The sequence below is a fragment of the Novosphingobium sp. FG137 genome, assembly GCF_057809735.1.
In genome coordinates this window covers 435,499-449,568 of the sequence record NZ_JBMDKN010000004.1, presented here as the reverse complement: position 1 = coordinate 449,568, position 14,070 = coordinate 435,499, and the positions used below count along the sequence as shown (strand labels likewise).

At 64.1% G+C, this 14,070-nt stretch carries 18 protein-coding genes; 11 read left to right on the top strand and 7 right to left on the bottom strand.

The genetic code is table 11. The features are described from left to right. Genes ACODS2_RS13970 through ACODS2_RS13940 form a run of 7 tightly spaced genes read left to right on the top strand, consistent with a single transcriptional unit; the run spans position 1 to position 2,402 of the window. A complete protein-coding gene (locus tag ACODS2_RS13970; RefSeq protein WP_488999370.1) occupies positions 1-216 on the top strand; it encodes a hypothetical protein in 216 nt (71 codons plus the stop codon). After that, positions 213-455, top strand: a complete 243-nt coding sequence (locus ACODS2_RS13965) for a hypothetical protein (RefSeq protein WP_488999369.1) — start codon at positions 213-215, stop codon at positions 453-455. Before ACODS2_RS13970 ends, ACODS2_RS13965 begins: the two co-directional genes overlap by 4 nt. Continuing rightward, on the top strand, positions 452-772 hold the full coding sequence (locus tag ACODS2_RS13960) for a hypothetical protein (protein ID WP_488999368.1): 321 nt from the start codon (positions 452-454) through the stop codon (positions 770-772). Before ACODS2_RS13965 ends, ACODS2_RS13960 begins: the two co-directional genes overlap by 4 nt. A gap of 13 nt (positions 773-785) precedes the next feature. After that, positions 786-1,049 carry a hypothetical protein gene (locus tag ACODS2_RS13955; protein ID WP_488999367.1) on the top strand — a complete coding sequence of 88 codons (264 nt, stop codon included), beginning with the start codon at positions 786-788 and terminating at the stop codon, positions 1,047-1,049. Continuing rightward, positions 1,046-1,660, top strand: coding sequence for a glycoside hydrolase family 19 protein (locus tag ACODS2_RS13950; protein ID WP_488999366.1), 615 nt, complete (start codon positions 1,046-1,048; stop codon positions 1,658-1,660). The genes ACODS2_RS13955 and ACODS2_RS13950 overlap by 4 nt, the downstream gene beginning before the upstream one ends. After that, complete coding sequence (locus ACODS2_RS13945; protein WP_488999365.1) at positions 1,657-2,121, top strand: hypothetical protein; 465 nt, start codon at positions 1,657-1,659, stop codon at positions 2,119-2,121. The genes ACODS2_RS13950 and ACODS2_RS13945 overlap by 4 nt, the downstream gene beginning before the upstream one ends. Continuing rightward, the gene (locus ACODS2_RS13940) at positions 2,121-2,402 is read left to right on the top strand and encodes a hypothetical protein (protein WP_488999364.1); all 282 of its coding nucleotides are present in this window, start codon (positions 2,121-2,123) and stop codon (positions 2,400-2,402) included. The genes ACODS2_RS13945 and ACODS2_RS13940 overlap by 1 nt, the downstream gene beginning before the upstream one ends. Positions 2,403-2,453: 51 nt before the next feature. Here the strand turns inward: ACODS2_RS13940 and ACODS2_RS13935 are convergent, their stop codons facing one another. The 5 genes from ACODS2_RS13935 to ACODS2_RS13915 form a co-directional block, all read right to left on the bottom strand. Next, positions 2,454-3,464: a sensor domain-containing diguanylate cyclase gene (locus ACODS2_RS13935; RefSeq protein WP_488999363.1), complete on the bottom strand. Its 1,011-nt coding sequence runs from the start codon at positions 3,462-3,464 to the stop codon at positions 2,454-2,456. Next, the gene (locus ACODS2_RS13930; RefSeq protein WP_488999362.1) at positions 3,457-3,666 is read right to left on the bottom strand and encodes a hypothetical protein; all 210 of its coding nucleotides are present in this window, start codon (positions 3,664-3,666) and stop codon (positions 3,457-3,459) included. Before ACODS2_RS13930 ends, ACODS2_RS13935 begins: the two co-directional genes overlap by 8 nt. A 237-nt stretch (positions 3,667-3,903) precedes the next feature. After that, on the bottom strand, positions 3,904-4,098 hold the full coding sequence (locus ACODS2_RS13925; protein WP_488999361.1) for a hypothetical protein: 195 nt from the start codon (positions 4,096-4,098) through the stop codon (positions 3,904-3,906). A 225-nt stretch (positions 4,099-4,323) separates the two neighbouring features. After that, positions 4,324-5,169, bottom strand: coding sequence for a DUF3800 domain-containing protein (locus ACODS2_RS13920; protein WP_488999360.1), 846 nt, complete (start codon positions 5,167-5,169; stop codon positions 4,324-4,326). 580 nt (positions 5,170-5,749) lie between these two features. Beyond that, positions 5,750-6,517 carry a crotonase/enoyl-CoA hydratase family protein gene (locus tag ACODS2_RS13915; RefSeq protein ID WP_488999359.1) on the bottom strand — a complete coding sequence of 256 codons (768 nt, stop codon included), beginning with the start codon at positions 6,515-6,517 and terminating at the stop codon, positions 5,750-5,752. Positions 6,518-6,716: 199 nt separating this feature from the next. On the opposite strand from ACODS2_RS13915, the gene ACODS2_RS13910 reads away from it, so the two are divergent. Both ACODS2_RS13910 and ACODS2_RS13905 read left to right on the top strand, forming a co-directional pair. Further along, positions 6,717-7,940, top strand: coding sequence for an NADP-dependent isocitrate dehydrogenase (locus ACODS2_RS13910; protein WP_298174679.1), 1,224 nt, complete (start codon positions 6,717-6,719; stop codon positions 7,938-7,940). Between the two features lie 199 nt (positions 7,941-8,139). Then, on the top strand, positions 8,140-9,663 hold the full coding sequence (locus ACODS2_RS13905) for a DUF1963 domain-containing protein (protein WP_488999358.1): 1,524 nt from the start codon (positions 8,140-8,142) through the stop codon (positions 9,661-9,663). Between the two features lie 9 nt (positions 9,664-9,672). Here the strand turns inward: ACODS2_RS13905 and ACODS2_RS13900 are convergent, their stop codons facing one another. Then, the gene (locus ACODS2_RS13900) at positions 9,673-10,455 is read right to left on the bottom strand and encodes a tyrosine-protein phosphatase (RefSeq protein ID WP_488999357.1); all 783 of its coding nucleotides are present in this window, start codon (positions 10,453-10,455) and stop codon (positions 9,673-9,675) included. A gap of 141 nt (positions 10,456-10,596) precedes the next feature. Further along, complete coding sequence (locus tag ACODS2_RS13895) at positions 10,597-11,796, bottom strand: M20 metallopeptidase family protein (protein WP_488999356.1); 1,200 nt, start codon at positions 11,794-11,796, stop codon at positions 10,597-10,599. Positions 11,797-11,922: 126 nt separating this feature from the next. Here ACODS2_RS13895 and ACODS2_RS13890 point away from each other — a divergent pair, with 126 nt between their 5' ends. Together ACODS2_RS13890 and ACODS2_RS13885 are read left to right on the top strand one after the other, a co-directional pair. After that, entirely contained in the window at positions 11,923-13,173 is a 1,251-nt protein-coding gene (locus ACODS2_RS13890) for an acetyl-CoA C-acetyltransferase (RefSeq protein ID WP_488999355.1), read from the top strand. Positions 13,174-13,249: 76 nt separating this feature from the next. Beyond that, positions 13,250-14,041 carry a dienelactone hydrolase family protein gene (locus ACODS2_RS13885; RefSeq protein ID WP_488999354.1) on the top strand — a complete coding sequence of 264 codons (792 nt, stop codon included), beginning with the start codon at positions 13,250-13,252 and terminating at the stop codon, positions 14,039-14,041. The last annotated feature ends 29 nt before the right edge of the window (positions 14,042-14,070 follow it).

Here is a 14,070-nt window from a genome sequence, read left to right as displayed (position 1 = left end):
ATGAGCTTTGCTTTCGAAGTCGGCGCGGCTGTCAAGGTGCCCCCGTCTTACCTCAGCGATATGAACTACGATCTTGTCGGCACGATCGCCGCGCGGGAACCTCAGGACGAAGCCGAGCCACGCTATCTGATCGTATGGGACGACGAGACCGGACCCCACGAGAACTGGTGGTCGGAAAGTTCGGTGGAACCGCTGGCTGGGCAACCTGAAGCGTGAGCGCTGAAGCCGCCCATGATCGATCCGGAACGCTACCGGTCACGTGCAACCCGCTCCGGTGGGGCGCGTGGCTGCTGGGCTGGATCGGCATCATTTCCCTCGTCTGGCCATTCCAGTTCCTGCTGGCGATGGCCTCGGGCTTCAGCAGCGCGCTGATGTTGTTTTCCGAAGGAAAGCACGCCTCGCGGATCACTGTCAGGATCAACATCGAAGTGATTGAAGGGGCAGCGCAGGAATGAGCGAGCAAAGCGAACTGAGCGCGCTGGCGTTTGGAAGCCACGAAGTGCTGGGCGGCCTCGGCCTCGTGCTGGTTTCGACCTGGGCGTTCCTACGCTGGCTGCTTGGCCTCGCCGGAGCACGGCAAGACAAGCGGATCGCGCTGCTCGAGGCGCGCGTGGCGCAGGCGGACAACCGCGCCATGGCCATCGCGCAAGTCGTGATGGCGCTCATCCCGGTGGTGGAAGCCAACCATCCCGATCACCCCGCGCTGCACGATGCCCGCGTGGTGCTGCGAAAAGCCTTCCCGGCCGACGCGCCGGATCATCCCGAAGCCTGAAAAGGACACATCGATGGACATGACCAAACTGCGCCGCGCTGTGCTGGCCGCAGCCGCGTGGGCTGCGCACTGGTGGCAGTTCACCAGCGTGAAGCTGGCCCTGCTGTTCGGCGCGATCGAGACGCTGCGTTCGACGGAACCGGAGCAGTACGCCCAGCTCGTGCTGTTGCTGCCGGAGCCGGTGCGCCCGCTGATCGGCCCGGCGACGATGGCCGTGGTGCTGTGGGCTCGCATGCGCCAGCAGCCGGGCATCAAGCCGAAGGGGGACGAGCAGTGATCGATGTAGCCTCGCTTCAGCGCCGCCTGCTTGCCCAAGGCTATGCCATCGGCACGGCGGACGGCGCCTTCGGTCCGCGCACGATGGCTGGACTTCTCGCCCATGTGTCGCTGCGCCCGATGGCCGACATGCAGCCGGTCGCCGCAGCCATGGTGAAGCACATCGACCGCTTCGGTTTGCGCGAGACGGCAGAACGCCTTGCTAACTGGACCGGCCAGACCAGCCATGAAACCGGCGGCTATCGCTATCTGCGCGAGATCTGGGGGCCAACCGATGCGCAGCGCCGGTATGAGGGCCGCCGCGATCTCGGCAACACGCAGCCCGGGGATGGCAAGCGGTTCATGGGGCGCGGGCTGATCCAGGTGACCGGGCGGGCCAACTACACCGATATGGCCATGCGCTCGGGCCTGCCGCTGGTGGAGCAGCCTGAGCTGCTTGAGCAGCCTGACGCCGCCGTGCTCGTTTCGGCGATCTGGTGGACCAGAGCCAAGCTCAATGCGCTGGTCGATGCCGGGCGCGAGGATGATGTCACGCGCAAGATCAATGGCGGCGAGAACGGTATTTCCGACCGCCGCGCCCGCGTGGCCCGCGCCAAGGCGATGCTGGCATGACCTGGCTGTTCTGGATCGGCGCCAAGCTGCTCGGCCTTGGCAAATGGCTGCGCGATGCCCTCCGCTGGATCACCGGCACCCGCGAGCGCATGATGGGCGCCGCGATCGTTCTGCTGCTGCTGACGCTGGCATGGTGGCAGACCGGCATCACGGCGCGCGACAGCAAGATCGCCGCGCTGGCGCTCGAGCGCGACGGCTGGCGCAAGGCCGAAGAGGTCACCCGCAAATCGAACGACCGGCTCACCGCCGCGCTGCATGAACAGAACGCCGCCGTCGAGGGACTGAAGGCGGACGCCGACAAGCGCGTTCAGGTCGGGCAGGCGGCGTTGGCACAGGCGAAGGACCGTTCGGCGGTGCGCGAGGGCCTTGCAGCCCGGATAGACGCTCAGCGGGCTCCTGCGGGTGCTGCGGACAACTGCCGAACGAGCCCTGCCGTCATGGCTGCGAAAGGACAACTGTGATGCGCCGCCTGATCATCGCCTCGCTCGGTGGAACCGCCTTCACCCTCGCCGGTTGTGCCCATCCCCCGCCGCCGGCAATTGAAGTCCGCACCGAGCGCGTGGAAATCCCCGTACCCGTTCCCTGCATCAAGGCCAGCGACGTGCCCGCCGTGCCGCCGCGCGTGGGGGACAAGCTGACCGGCAATGCCGTAAGCGACGCGGATCTGCTTGCCGCCAATGCGCTCAGGCTGAGCGCGGCGCTCGATCAGGCGATGGCGCTGATCTCGGGATGCACGCGGTGAGGCGCCATGTGCTCGGCGAGCTGTTTGATGCAGTCGCCGCCAACATCAACCTTAGGACGTCCTCCGGTCTGGCCCCGACTGCCGTCCATCATCGGCGACGATGTAGCGATCTCGGCCTGACCTTTTTGCATCATACAGAGCTGCATCGGCCCGAGAAATCCAATCGTCCGCATTCGTGATTGAGGAGTCCAAGACTGAGACGCCGAAGCTTGCGGTTACGGTGATCCCGCCGCCCAGCGGTATCACTTGCTCGGCAATCATCCGGCGGATCTTTTCCGTGACTGCTACGCCTCCATCAAGGCTGGTCTCGGTCAGGAGTATTCCGAACTCTTCCCCGCCAAGGCGACCGAACAGGTCGTTTGTGCGCAGGTGAGCGGTGCATACGCCGGAGATTGCTTTCAGCACAGCGTCGCCGGCAGGGTGACCAAATCGGTCATTTACAGACTTGAAGTGGTCAATATCCATCAGGATCAGGACGCTTCCCCTGTTCCCTCTGCGAAAGCGCTCGATCTCTTTGGTGACCTGGCTGACGAAACCACGGCGGCTCATCGCCCCGGTCAGATGGTCGCTTTCAGCGATGCGTCGCAGCTCGAGTTCATCAACAACCAGCGATGCAAAGCTCCGCAGAATGCCGAGGTGCGCATCTGAAAACGGGCGCGACACCGTGTCGATCGCACAAAGGGCACCGACATTGTATCCGTCAGGGGTTCGCAAGGGAGCGCCCGCATAACTCCGGATGTATGGTGCACCGGTAACCAGGGCGTTGTCGCGAAACCGCTTATCGGCCTCTGCATTCTCGATCACCAGGACAGCATCGTCCATGATCGTGTGAGAGCAGAACGAGACAGACCTCGGCGTTTCCGTCACGTCGAGGCCCTGTATCGACTTGAACCACTGTCGTTCCCTGTCGACGAGCGAAACCGCGGCAATCGGTACTCCCAGAACGCTTTTCACAAGAGCTGTGATCTTGTCGAAGGGCTCGCTCGGCGGCGTATCGAGCACTTCGTAGCGCTCGAGCGCGGCAAGCCTGCCCATTTCATCCGTCAGCTTCGGATCAGGCACCGTGCCCTCCCATGGCTTTGACAGCATCGATAAGCTGGGCGCGGTAGGTGCCGATCAGTTGGTCGACTGCGGCTTCGATCGCTGCGTCGTCAAGACCGACTGTCCGCAGTTGGGTGACCAATTCCCCGATGTGGGTTTGGTGGCGCAGCGTCAAGTCGCGCAGCTCCGGTGGAACTTCGATGCCGTACAAAGGGTCAGTCATGATTTCTCGCACTCGATTTCCATCACCTATTGCGCGAAGTGGTTACCAAGGCCCTACCAAAGAAGACCGACTGTTGGCGCGAGGCACATATCGTACGATAACCTATCGCCGATTATGCAGCCCCTCCCGAGCGCGCCTGTGGACCCAATCGCATCATCAATCTCCGCAGTGCATGAGAAACTGGCGAGCACGGCCATCTGCTGACGGATCGAGGTGACGCGTTAAGAAACACGCATCTCAGTCACTTCGCCTTGCCTCAACTTGATGCAGCGCCGGCAGAACCTCGCGCTCGATAAGCTGCCGAAGCTCCAAGAACGCGACGAACGCGCGGGGCTTCAGGTGCGTGCCGTGCTCGCAGCGCCCAGCCTCGGGGAAGTCCTTGAGTTGGTCAAACAGGGCATGCAGGCGGTCATGGAGTGAGGAATCGGTCATGAACGCAAGCTAGCACAATGGTCATCATAGCTGTTGCGCGTAAGTGTTTGATTTAAGACTCAGATAATTCGTTGAATCTTCTAACTATTCTGCCATATTCGGCATCGGCGGGATACGCCGGAACAACCTTTTGCCTGATCGCTTCGTGAGTGAGGGCAGCAACTGAGACGGTCGCTCGCCGGAATGGCGGCCTGAAAGCTTGGTTGAACGGAAGGCCGGGGCCCGTCACCCATTCCGGGGAAATGAATAGCCGAAGCTTTCAAACAAGGGCCAATCTGAGGGCGGTATTTCGCCTTGATGTGCGAACGGTAAAAGCATCATACCGACATTGGCTTGCAATTTCTTTTTCCCGGCAACATCAAACCTCGGCTTGAGGCTCAGAGCGGGTTGAAGGCTGTGTTTCGATAGGCAACTGCATGCGCCTTGAAAAACGGAACTGGCCACAATGTCGGCAAGTTGCAGTCCGGCAACGCTTGCGTGTGGTCTGACCTCCATCAAGCTATTTGCGATAATCCCAGGCGACAATCCTCGTCTCTCAAGTACCAATTTTTTGGTCAGGGTCTGAGCCTCAAGTTTTTTCAGGTAGTCGCGCAATTCGCTATAGTTGTGACCACCTCTCTCGGAAAACACTATCCGAGCGGGCTGGACCTCGCCACCATCACGGGTGCTTCTACGATAGCAAAAACTGGTCACCCTTTCGAGCAACAGCCGAAGGCACCAATTGTAAAACTCTTTGTCTGACGCGCGCCCGAGCTTTCTATTTACGTGCTGCCGCATAGTTTCTTTGTGGGATGCCACCGAGAACAAGCGCACTGGCTTGCGACCAAGCATTCGCGCTACGCGCTCCCGATTGGTCAAGCTCAGGTTGCGGTAATGCAAAGGGTTTGCGGGCAGTGTCCGAACTGCCTCACCCATATCTTGAACCCAACCAACAATGTCGGGCTCCCGCTCATCGCTCACCACGACTGCGCTAATAACGAACCAGTCAGTGGGTGATGGATCGACGGTAAGCTTCGGCTTTACACCGGGGTCGCCAGCCTCATCAATGTAGACATGGAATGCAGGCTTCATTGGCGCATCATTAGTGCTGCGTGAACTTGAGTCGAGTCCTGTTCCGATTGCAGAGACGCTGATATCAGCCCGGCAATCCAGCAGGAACGCTATAGCCGGCGCGGTCTATCCCCAGTTCTTGGTATGGCGGCGTTGTGCACCATCCGGCAAACGGGCTGTAGGCGCTGAGGATTGGAGCCGCAGCGCTCAGGGGCCGGTGCGTTGCCTGGGATAGCGTTCCGGCCCCGCCCGTATCGGCCATCAGAACTTGCGTGACTTTTGCGTGAGACTCGCGCAAAAAGGCAACTTGTTCCCGGCATGTTCTCACCGTCCCGATGCAAGAAACGGCAGAAATCCGCCACTTTCCGGCACAAACGTTGCGTTGACATCGTAGGGGTCGCAAGTTCAATCCTTGCTACGCCCACCATCGCTTCGAAAACCCCGCTCCGGCGGGGTTTTTTGTTGGGTTGCAGGCAGCGTAAACCAAGCTGCCCGATCACCAGACCGCTCACCCTGAGCCTGTCGAAGGGTGCAGGCGCGACCTGTGCGCCTGATGCTTCGACAAGCTCAGCATGAGCGGGTCATGGGTGATCCAGCAGGCTTACTTGCCCTGCCAGTTGGGCTTGCGCTTCTCGGCGAACGCCAGCGATCCCTCGCGCGCATCGGATGAAGTAAACACCGGCGCGATATAGGCCTCCTGCTTGTCCCACATCTCGGCCTCGGTCCATTCGTGCGAATCGCGCACGATGGCCTTCGACGCGATCAGCGCCAGCGGGCCATTGGCTGCAACACGGGCGGCCAGCGCCTTGGCGGCTTCCAGCGAGGGGCCGTCGGTGATCTCGTTGATGAAGCCCAACGCATAGGCGCGCTCCGCATCGATGAAATCGCCCGTCAGCGCGAGTTCCATCGCGATGCGCGGCGGAATCTGCCGTGGCAGCTTGATCAGGCCGCCAGCCGCCGCCGCAAGGCCGCGCTTCGCTTCGGGGATGCCGAACTTGGACGCGCGGTTCGCCACGATCAGATCGCAGGAAAGCGCCAGCTCCATGCCGCCCGCCAGCGCATAGCCGTCGACCGCGGCGATGATCGGCTTCTTCGGCGTCCACTGCGAAAGTGCGCCAAAACCGCGGCCTGGCACACTTGGCCGCTCGCCGCGCAGGAAGCCCTTGAGGTCCATGCCCGAACAGAACGTGCCGCCCGCGCCGGTCAGGATCGCGCAGCGCAGGTCCACATCGGCATCGAACTGGTCCATCGCCGCAGCGATTCCTTCGGCCGCCGCCTTGGTCATCGCATTTTTGGCTTCGGGCCGGTTGATGGTGACGATCAGGACGTTGCCGTCCACTTCGGTCAGGACTTCGGGTGCATCGCTCACGGCATCTCTCCTTTGATCGGCGCTTAATCGCTTGGTTAAATGTCTAGAGCCGCCCCCCCGCCGCTGTCCAGACCCAAACCGCGCGAATCCGGACGCGCCTTGCCCTTTGGTGAGATTGGACCGCTTGCGCGCCGCCAAGCGCCTGCTAAGGAACGCCAAATTTCTTTAGATCACCTCCCCGGGGAAGGCATACAAAACCATGGCAAAGATCAAGGTGAAGAATCCTGTCGTCGAGCTTGATGGCGACGAAATGACGCGGATCATCTGGCAGTGGATCCGCGAACGCCTGATCCTTCCCTATCTCGATATCGATCTGAAGTACTACGATCTCTCGGTCGAGAAGCGCGACGAGACGAACGACCAGATCACCATCGATTCGGCCAATGCGATCAAGGAATATGGCGTCGGCGTGAAGTGCGCCACGATCACGCCGGACGAGCAGCGGGTCGAGGAATTCAAGCTCAAGAAGATGTGGAAGTCGCCCAACGGCACGATCCGCAACATCCTCGGCGGCGTCGTGTTCCGCGAGCCCATCGTGATCCAGAACGTGCCGCGCCTCGTGCCGGGCTGGACCGATCCCATCGTCGTCGGCCGCCACGCGTTCGGTGATCAGTACAAGGCAACCGACACGCTGATCCCCGGCCCGGGCAAGCTGCGCCTCGTGTGGGACGGCGATGACGGCCAGAAGATCGATCTCGACGTGTTCGATTTCCCGAGCGCGGGCGTCGCCATGGCGATGTACAACCTCGACGATTCGATCCGCGATTTCGCCCGCGCCTCGTTCAACTATGGCCTCGGCCTCGGCTGGCCGGTCTACCTCTCTACCAAGAACACGATTCTCAAGGCCTATGACGGCCGCTTCAAGGATCTGTTCCAGGAAGTGTTCGAAACCGAAGGCTTCAAGGAGAAGTTCGCCGCCGCCGATATCGTCTACGAACACCGCCTGATCGACGACATGGTCGCCTCGGCGCTCAAGTGGTCGGGCAAGTTCGTCTGGGCCTGCAAGAACTACGATGGCGACGTGCAGTCGGACACCGTGGCGCAGGGCTTCGGCTCGCTCGGCTTGATGACCTCGGTCCTCATGTCGCCCGATGGCAAGACGATCGAAGCCGAAGCCGCGCACGGCACCGTCACGCGCCACTACCGCCAGCACCAGCAGGGCAAGGCCACGTCGACGAACCCGATCGCCTCGATCTTCGCCTGGACGCGCGGCCTGATCTATCGCGGCAAGTTCGACGAGACCCCCGAAGTGGTGAAGTTCGCCGAAACGCTCGAGCGCGTGTGCATCGAAACGGTCGAGAGCGGCAAGATGACCAAGGACCTCGCGATCCTCATCGGCCCCAACCAGCCGTGGATGACCACCGAGAAGTTCTTCGAAGCCATCGTCGAAAACCTCGAAACGGCCATGGCCGTCGAAGCCTGATTGGCATCGAACCGAGTTGAAGAGGGGCGGGACGATCTCCCGCCCCTTTTTTGTTGGGCATCCCCGCGCCGGCGGGGATCCAGAGCGCCAACGCGCAGCGCCAGACTGCAAAACGCCGAACCGGTCCCTTCACCCCAAAATAACCATTTGTTGCAGGTTTGGGCCTAATACCGCAGCGTAACACCGGAAAGGTGAACGCGTGCTCGCCCTAGTCGCAATCTTCGCCATCTTCATTGCCAGCGCGCTGGGGCTCATCGCGCTGATCTGGTACTGGCTGCGCCAGCGCGCGCTGCAGGAACCAAAGCCGCGCAAGCCGAAAAAGGCAAAGCGCCGGAAGGCCGCCGATGAAGCCGCCGATCCCGAGCCCGAGCCCGAAACCCTGCCGCAAAAAGTCGGCCGCAGCCGCCTGATTTCAGCCGCTTCGCTGGCCGAGGCCGAGGCCGCCAATGCGCTGCCCGCTGCCCCCTATGCAGAGCTTGAGGAGCCGGGCGAACCCGAACCCGCAGCCACAACGCCCGAAGCACCGGCCCCGCTCGCCGCCTCCACGCGGCAGGCCTTGGTGCTGCGCCAGCACTTCCCCCCGCACCGCGCGCCGGAGGGCCGCAGTTGGCTTGGCGGCACCCCGGTGCTTCCCGGCACAGCCGAATGGCCGGTCCATCCAGGCACCGGCAAGCCGCTCCATTTCCTCCTCCAGATCGATCTTGCCGAAGTGCCCGACGAGGCAGGCCTCGGCCTGCTGCCTTCCGAAGGCGCGCTGGCCGTGTTCCTCGATTGCGATTGGGGCCCCGGCGATGCCTTCCGGGTGATCCACACGCAGGGCTATGCGGGAATGCCATGGCATGCACTCGATGTGCCGCAGGGCCTCGCCATGGCCTATGGCGATGAAGCCGCGCTGGTGTGGCCCTGGGCGCTCACGCCCGCTCACGGCACGCAGATCCTGCCCCGCTGGCCCGTCGCACCGCGGCTGATTGCCCTGCCCGAATCGGACTCACCCCGCTGGCCGCACAATGCCGCCACCGCGCGCGCCCTGCTTGATGCGCAAGGGCAGAACGAGCTCGCGCCCGCGCTGGATCTCGCGGATTTTCATGGGCCTGATGGTCAGGGCTTCGAACCGCTTTGGTACGGCTATCCGCAGGACTGGATCTCCGTGCAGATCACCTCCGCCGCCCTTGTGCGCGAGGCGGACCGCGCATCGCGCACCGTCGTCCACGATCCCTACCCCAGCCTTGACGCGGACGAACGCGCCGCCCAGCTCAAGGCCGTGCGCGAGGAAGCGCAGGCCTGGTTCGACCACGCGCTGAACAACCCCGCGCTTGCCCCCATCGCCCCGCCCGTGCGCAAGGCTTTCTGGGATTGGCTCGCCACCCACCGCGCCCTGGCCGAACGGGTGATTCCCGAGGCCGTCGAAGCCGCGATCGAGACGACGCTGCACGCCTCGCCGCAGGAAGCGGCCAAGTTCCCCGAAGAGATCACCGCCCGAGTCGCATACCGGCACGCCCTCGCCCGGCGCACACCCGAAGGCGTGATCGCCCCGCCCCCGTCGCGCCTGCTCGCCCCTGCCAGCGGCGAAGCGGAGCTGGCCGCAACCCACCTGCTGCTGCTCGAACTGCCGACCAACCCCGCCATCGGCCATCACTTCGGCGGCGGCGCACTGCAATGGTGGATCACGCCGGATGATCTGGCGGACCGGCGGTTTGAGTCGGTGGTGATGACGCGGACCTGAATCCGCCCCTCATAACACCAGCTGCTGCTCCAGCCGCGCCACCAGCGCTGCATCCGCGCCCAGCACCGCCTCGGCATAGGCCTCGAACGTCCCGTGCTCGCGCTCCATCGCGGCGAAGGCGCTTTCCAGAAACTCCGGCTGGACGCCCATGATCGTGCGCAGCGCATCGTCCGTCATCATCGGGCCAAAGCCTGCGCGAACATTGGTTGCCGCCGCCGCGATCCGCGCCTCGGAATTGCCGGCCGTGTTGGTCAGCATGTAGTCCGCCATAACGTCGTCCGGATGCACGCCCAGCAGCCGGTGGACGATCGCTGCGCCGACGCCGGTGCGGTCCTTGCCGGCAAAGCAGTGCAGCAGGCTCGGCCCATGGTCCTCGGCAAGGGTCTGGAGGTAGAGCCGGAACGTGCCCACCAGCACCGGGCGGAACGGCAGCTTGTCGTAAAGCTTCACCATCGCGGCCCGCGCATCGTCCGCAGTCCGCACGCCAGCCGCGGCCTCATCATGCACCGCCCTGCCATGATCTCCGGCCGTCTCGCCGGGGTAAAACACCACCTGCCCCGCCCATTGCTCATGCCGCAGACACGGAAATGAAGCGCGCTCGCTATCCCCGCGCAAATCGATCACCCGCGCGATGCCGATGCGGTGCACCACATCGAGATCGTCCGGCGTCGCATCGAAGTGATGCCCCGAACGCCACAGATGCCCTTTACGCAGCATGCCGCCGCGCGCGCCGTAGCCGCCATAGTCGCGAAAATTGTGAATGCCGCGCAGCGGCAGAACCCGGTCTTGCATGTGGCAGCCCCTGTCAGATCACCGCCCGCGATGCCAGCCCTTCAAGACGGCAGCATTGCACCTCACGCAATCAAACAGCCTTCCCCAAGGGACCCGTTCGTGTCGAGCGAAGTCGAGACACCGCACACGGCACTTTGGTCCTCACGCAAAGCCTTCCGCCAGAAACCGCTCCGCACAGCCCGCCAGCATCGCGCTGCCCAGCGGCATCACGCTTTCATCCAGCATCATCCGCGTCGAATGGATCGAGCAGCAGCTCTTCCAGTCCGCCCCCTGCGGCGCCACGCCAAGGAAGAACATCGCGCCGGGCGTCTGCTCCAGCACATAGGAGAAATCCTCCGCCCCCATGATCGGATGTGCCATCCGGTGGAACCTGCCTTCACCGGCAATTTCCTCCGCCACCGCCGCGCCGAGATCGACCGCGCGCGCATCGCAGATCGTCACCGGAAAGCCCGGAATAATCGCCGTCTCTGCGGTCAGCCCGTGTGCCGCAGCGATATGCCGGGCGAGCGTCGGCAGCGCCTCGTGCAGCTTCGCGCGCGAAGCGGGCGAAAGCGTGCGGATCGTGCCGAGCAGATGCGCCGCATCCGGGATCACGTTGTAGGCCGTCCCCGCCTCGATCTTGGAAACCGTCGCCACCACCGGGTCCGCCACCGAAAACTTGCGCGTCACCATCGCCTGGATCGCGCTGACGATCTCGCAGGCCACCGGCACCGGATCCAGTGTATCGTGCGGCATCGAGGCATGGCCGCCATCGCCCTTCACCGTGATCTCGAAGCGGTCCGCCGAAGCCAGCAGCGGCCCGGCGCGCCCCGCGATCATCCCGTGCGGGCTGTTGGGCATGATGTGGAGCGCAAAGGCAGCGTCCGCCTTCGGTTCCAGCAGTCCGTCGTCGATCATGAACCGCGCGCCGTGGTGCCCTTCCTCGCCCGGCTGGAACATGAACTGCACTTCGCCGGCAATCTTGTCCGCCCGCGCGCAGAGCAATTCCGCCGCCCCCGCCAGCATCGCGGTGTGTGCATCGTGCCCGCAGGCATGCATCCGCCCCGCGAACTGCGAGGCAAATTCCAGCCCGGTCTCCTCGGGCATCTCCAGCGCATCCATATCCCCGCGCAGCAGCACCCGGCGGCCCTCTCCTGCTCCGCCTTTGAGCGTCGCGACCAGCCCAGTTGTCGAAGGCCCCTCGCGCCACGTCAGCGGCAGATGCGCCAGCGCCGCGCGCACCTTGCTGGCCGTCAGCGGTGTGTGCAGCCCCAGCTCCGGCTCGGCATGGATTGCGCGCCTCAGCGCAGTGATCTGCGGCTCAAGGCTCCGGGCCTGCTCCAGCAGTTCGGCGTGCAGCATGGTAGGCTCCTCTTGGTGATTGTGCGCCCACCATAAGCCGCGCCCCGCACCGCTGTCGAGGTTCCCCCTTGCACAGGCGCGCGCAGCGGTTTAATCGCTCGATTAACGTACTTGGGAGAGTCTGACATGGCCGAAGCCTACATCATCGATGCCGTCCGCACCCCGCGCGGGGTGGGCAAGCCGGGCAAGGGCGCGCTGTCGCACCTGCACCCGCAGCACCTCGCCGCCACGGTCATGAAGGCCATCGCAGAGCGTAACAATCTCGATACCGGCACGGTGGACGACATCATCTGGTCCACCTCCTCGCAGGTCGGCAAGCAGGGCGGCGATCTGGGCCGCATGGCCGCGCTTGCGGCGGGCTTCAACATCACCGCCAGCGGCACCACGCTCGACCGCTTCTGCGGCGGCGGCATCACTTCGGTGAACCTGGCCGCAGCCACCGTCATGTCCGGGATGGAAGACTGCGTCATCGCGGGCGGCACCGAAATGATGAGCTTCACCGCCGCCAACGCCGCGGCCGAAGCCAATGCCGGCTTCCCGCCGCGCCTGATGGGCTCGGGCAACAAGGCGCTCGACGAGCTCCACCCGCAATCGCACCAGGGCATCTGCGGCGATGCCATCGCCACGATCGAAGGCATCAGCCGCAAAGCACTCGATGCGCTCGCCCTCGTCAGCCAGCAGCGCGCCGACATGGCGATCAAGGAAAACCGCTTCGCCAAGTCGCTGATCCCCGTGCTCAACGAGGACGGCACCGTCGCGCTCGACCACGAGGAATTCCCGCGCCCCGAAACGACTGCGGAAGGCCTCGCCAGCCTCAAGCCCGCGTTCGCCGGGATGATGGACTTCGATCTCGGCGGCGGCGTCACCTTCCGCAAGCAGATCAATCGCCGCTATCCGGACGTGGACATCAAGCCCGTCCACCACGCGGGTAATTCCTCGGGCGTCGTCGATGGCGCCGCCGCGCTGCTCATCACCTCGCCCGCTTATGCGGAGAAGCACGGCCTGAAGCCCCGCGCGCGCATCGTCGCCTATGCCAATCAGGGCGATGATCCCACGCTGATGCTCAACGCGCCGGTTCCCGCCGCCAAGAAGGTCCTCGCCAAGGCGGGCCTGACCAAGGAAGACATCGACGTCTGGGAAATCAACGAGGCCTTCGCCGTCGTCGCCGAAAAGTTCATCCGCGATCTCGAACTCGACCGCGCCAAGGTGAACATCAACGGCGGCGCCATGGCGCTGGGCCACCCGATCGGCGCGACCGGCTCGATCCTCATCGGCACCGCGCTCGATGAACTGGAGCGCTCGGGCGGCCGCTACGGCCTCGTCACGATGTGCGCAGCGGGCGGCATGGCCCCGGCGATCATCATCGAGCGTATCTGATCCGCATCTGAGCGGCGCGAAAAAGACCCGGCCGGTGCCATCACCGTCCGGGTCTTTTTGCATGGGGGGGGGAAGCATGAAAAATCCCGAAGCCTTCGCCGGCTACGAAGCCTTCGATTTCACCGATGGCCCCTATAGGCGCCGCGTCTGGTGCAAGGGCAGCGGCCCCGCGGTCATCGTCATGCACGAAATGCCCAACCTGCACCCGCAAGTGCTGCGCTTCGCTGATCGCGTCGCCGCGCAGGGGATGACGGTCTATTGCCCCAGCCTGTTTGGCGAGGACGGGCGCAAACCCACAAAGGCCTACACCGTAGGCCAGATGCTCTGGGCAATCTGCGTGCGCCGCGAATTCAACGTCTGGGCCAATGGCAAGTCGAGCCCCATCGTCGATTGGCTGCGCGCGCTCGCGCGGCATGCCCATGCGACATGCGGCGGGCGCGGGGTCGGCGCGGTCGGCATGTGCTTCACCGGCGGCTTCGCGCTCGCGATGATGACCGAGCCTGCGGTCGTGGCCCCGGTCCTCTCGCAGCCCTCGCTCCCGCTGGGCAAAAAGGGCGCCGCGCGGATCGATGCAAGCGCCGATGAAATCGCCTGTGCCAAGCGCCGGTTCGAGGAAGAAGACTTGCACCTGATGGCACTGCGCTTCCCAAGCGACAGCTTCGTCCCCGATGGGCGCTTTGCCATGCTCAAGGACACCTTCGGCGAGCGCTGCGTAACGGTCGAACTGCCCGATGCGGACGCCAATCCCAGCGCGCCCATCGCCCCGCATTCGGTGCTGACCTGGCACCTGATCGACGAACCGGGCAGCGCGACGAAGCAGGTTGAGCAGGACGTCATCGCCTTCTTCAAGGCGCGCACGGCAGGCTGAGGCGGATCACCGTTATCTGCTTTGGCGGG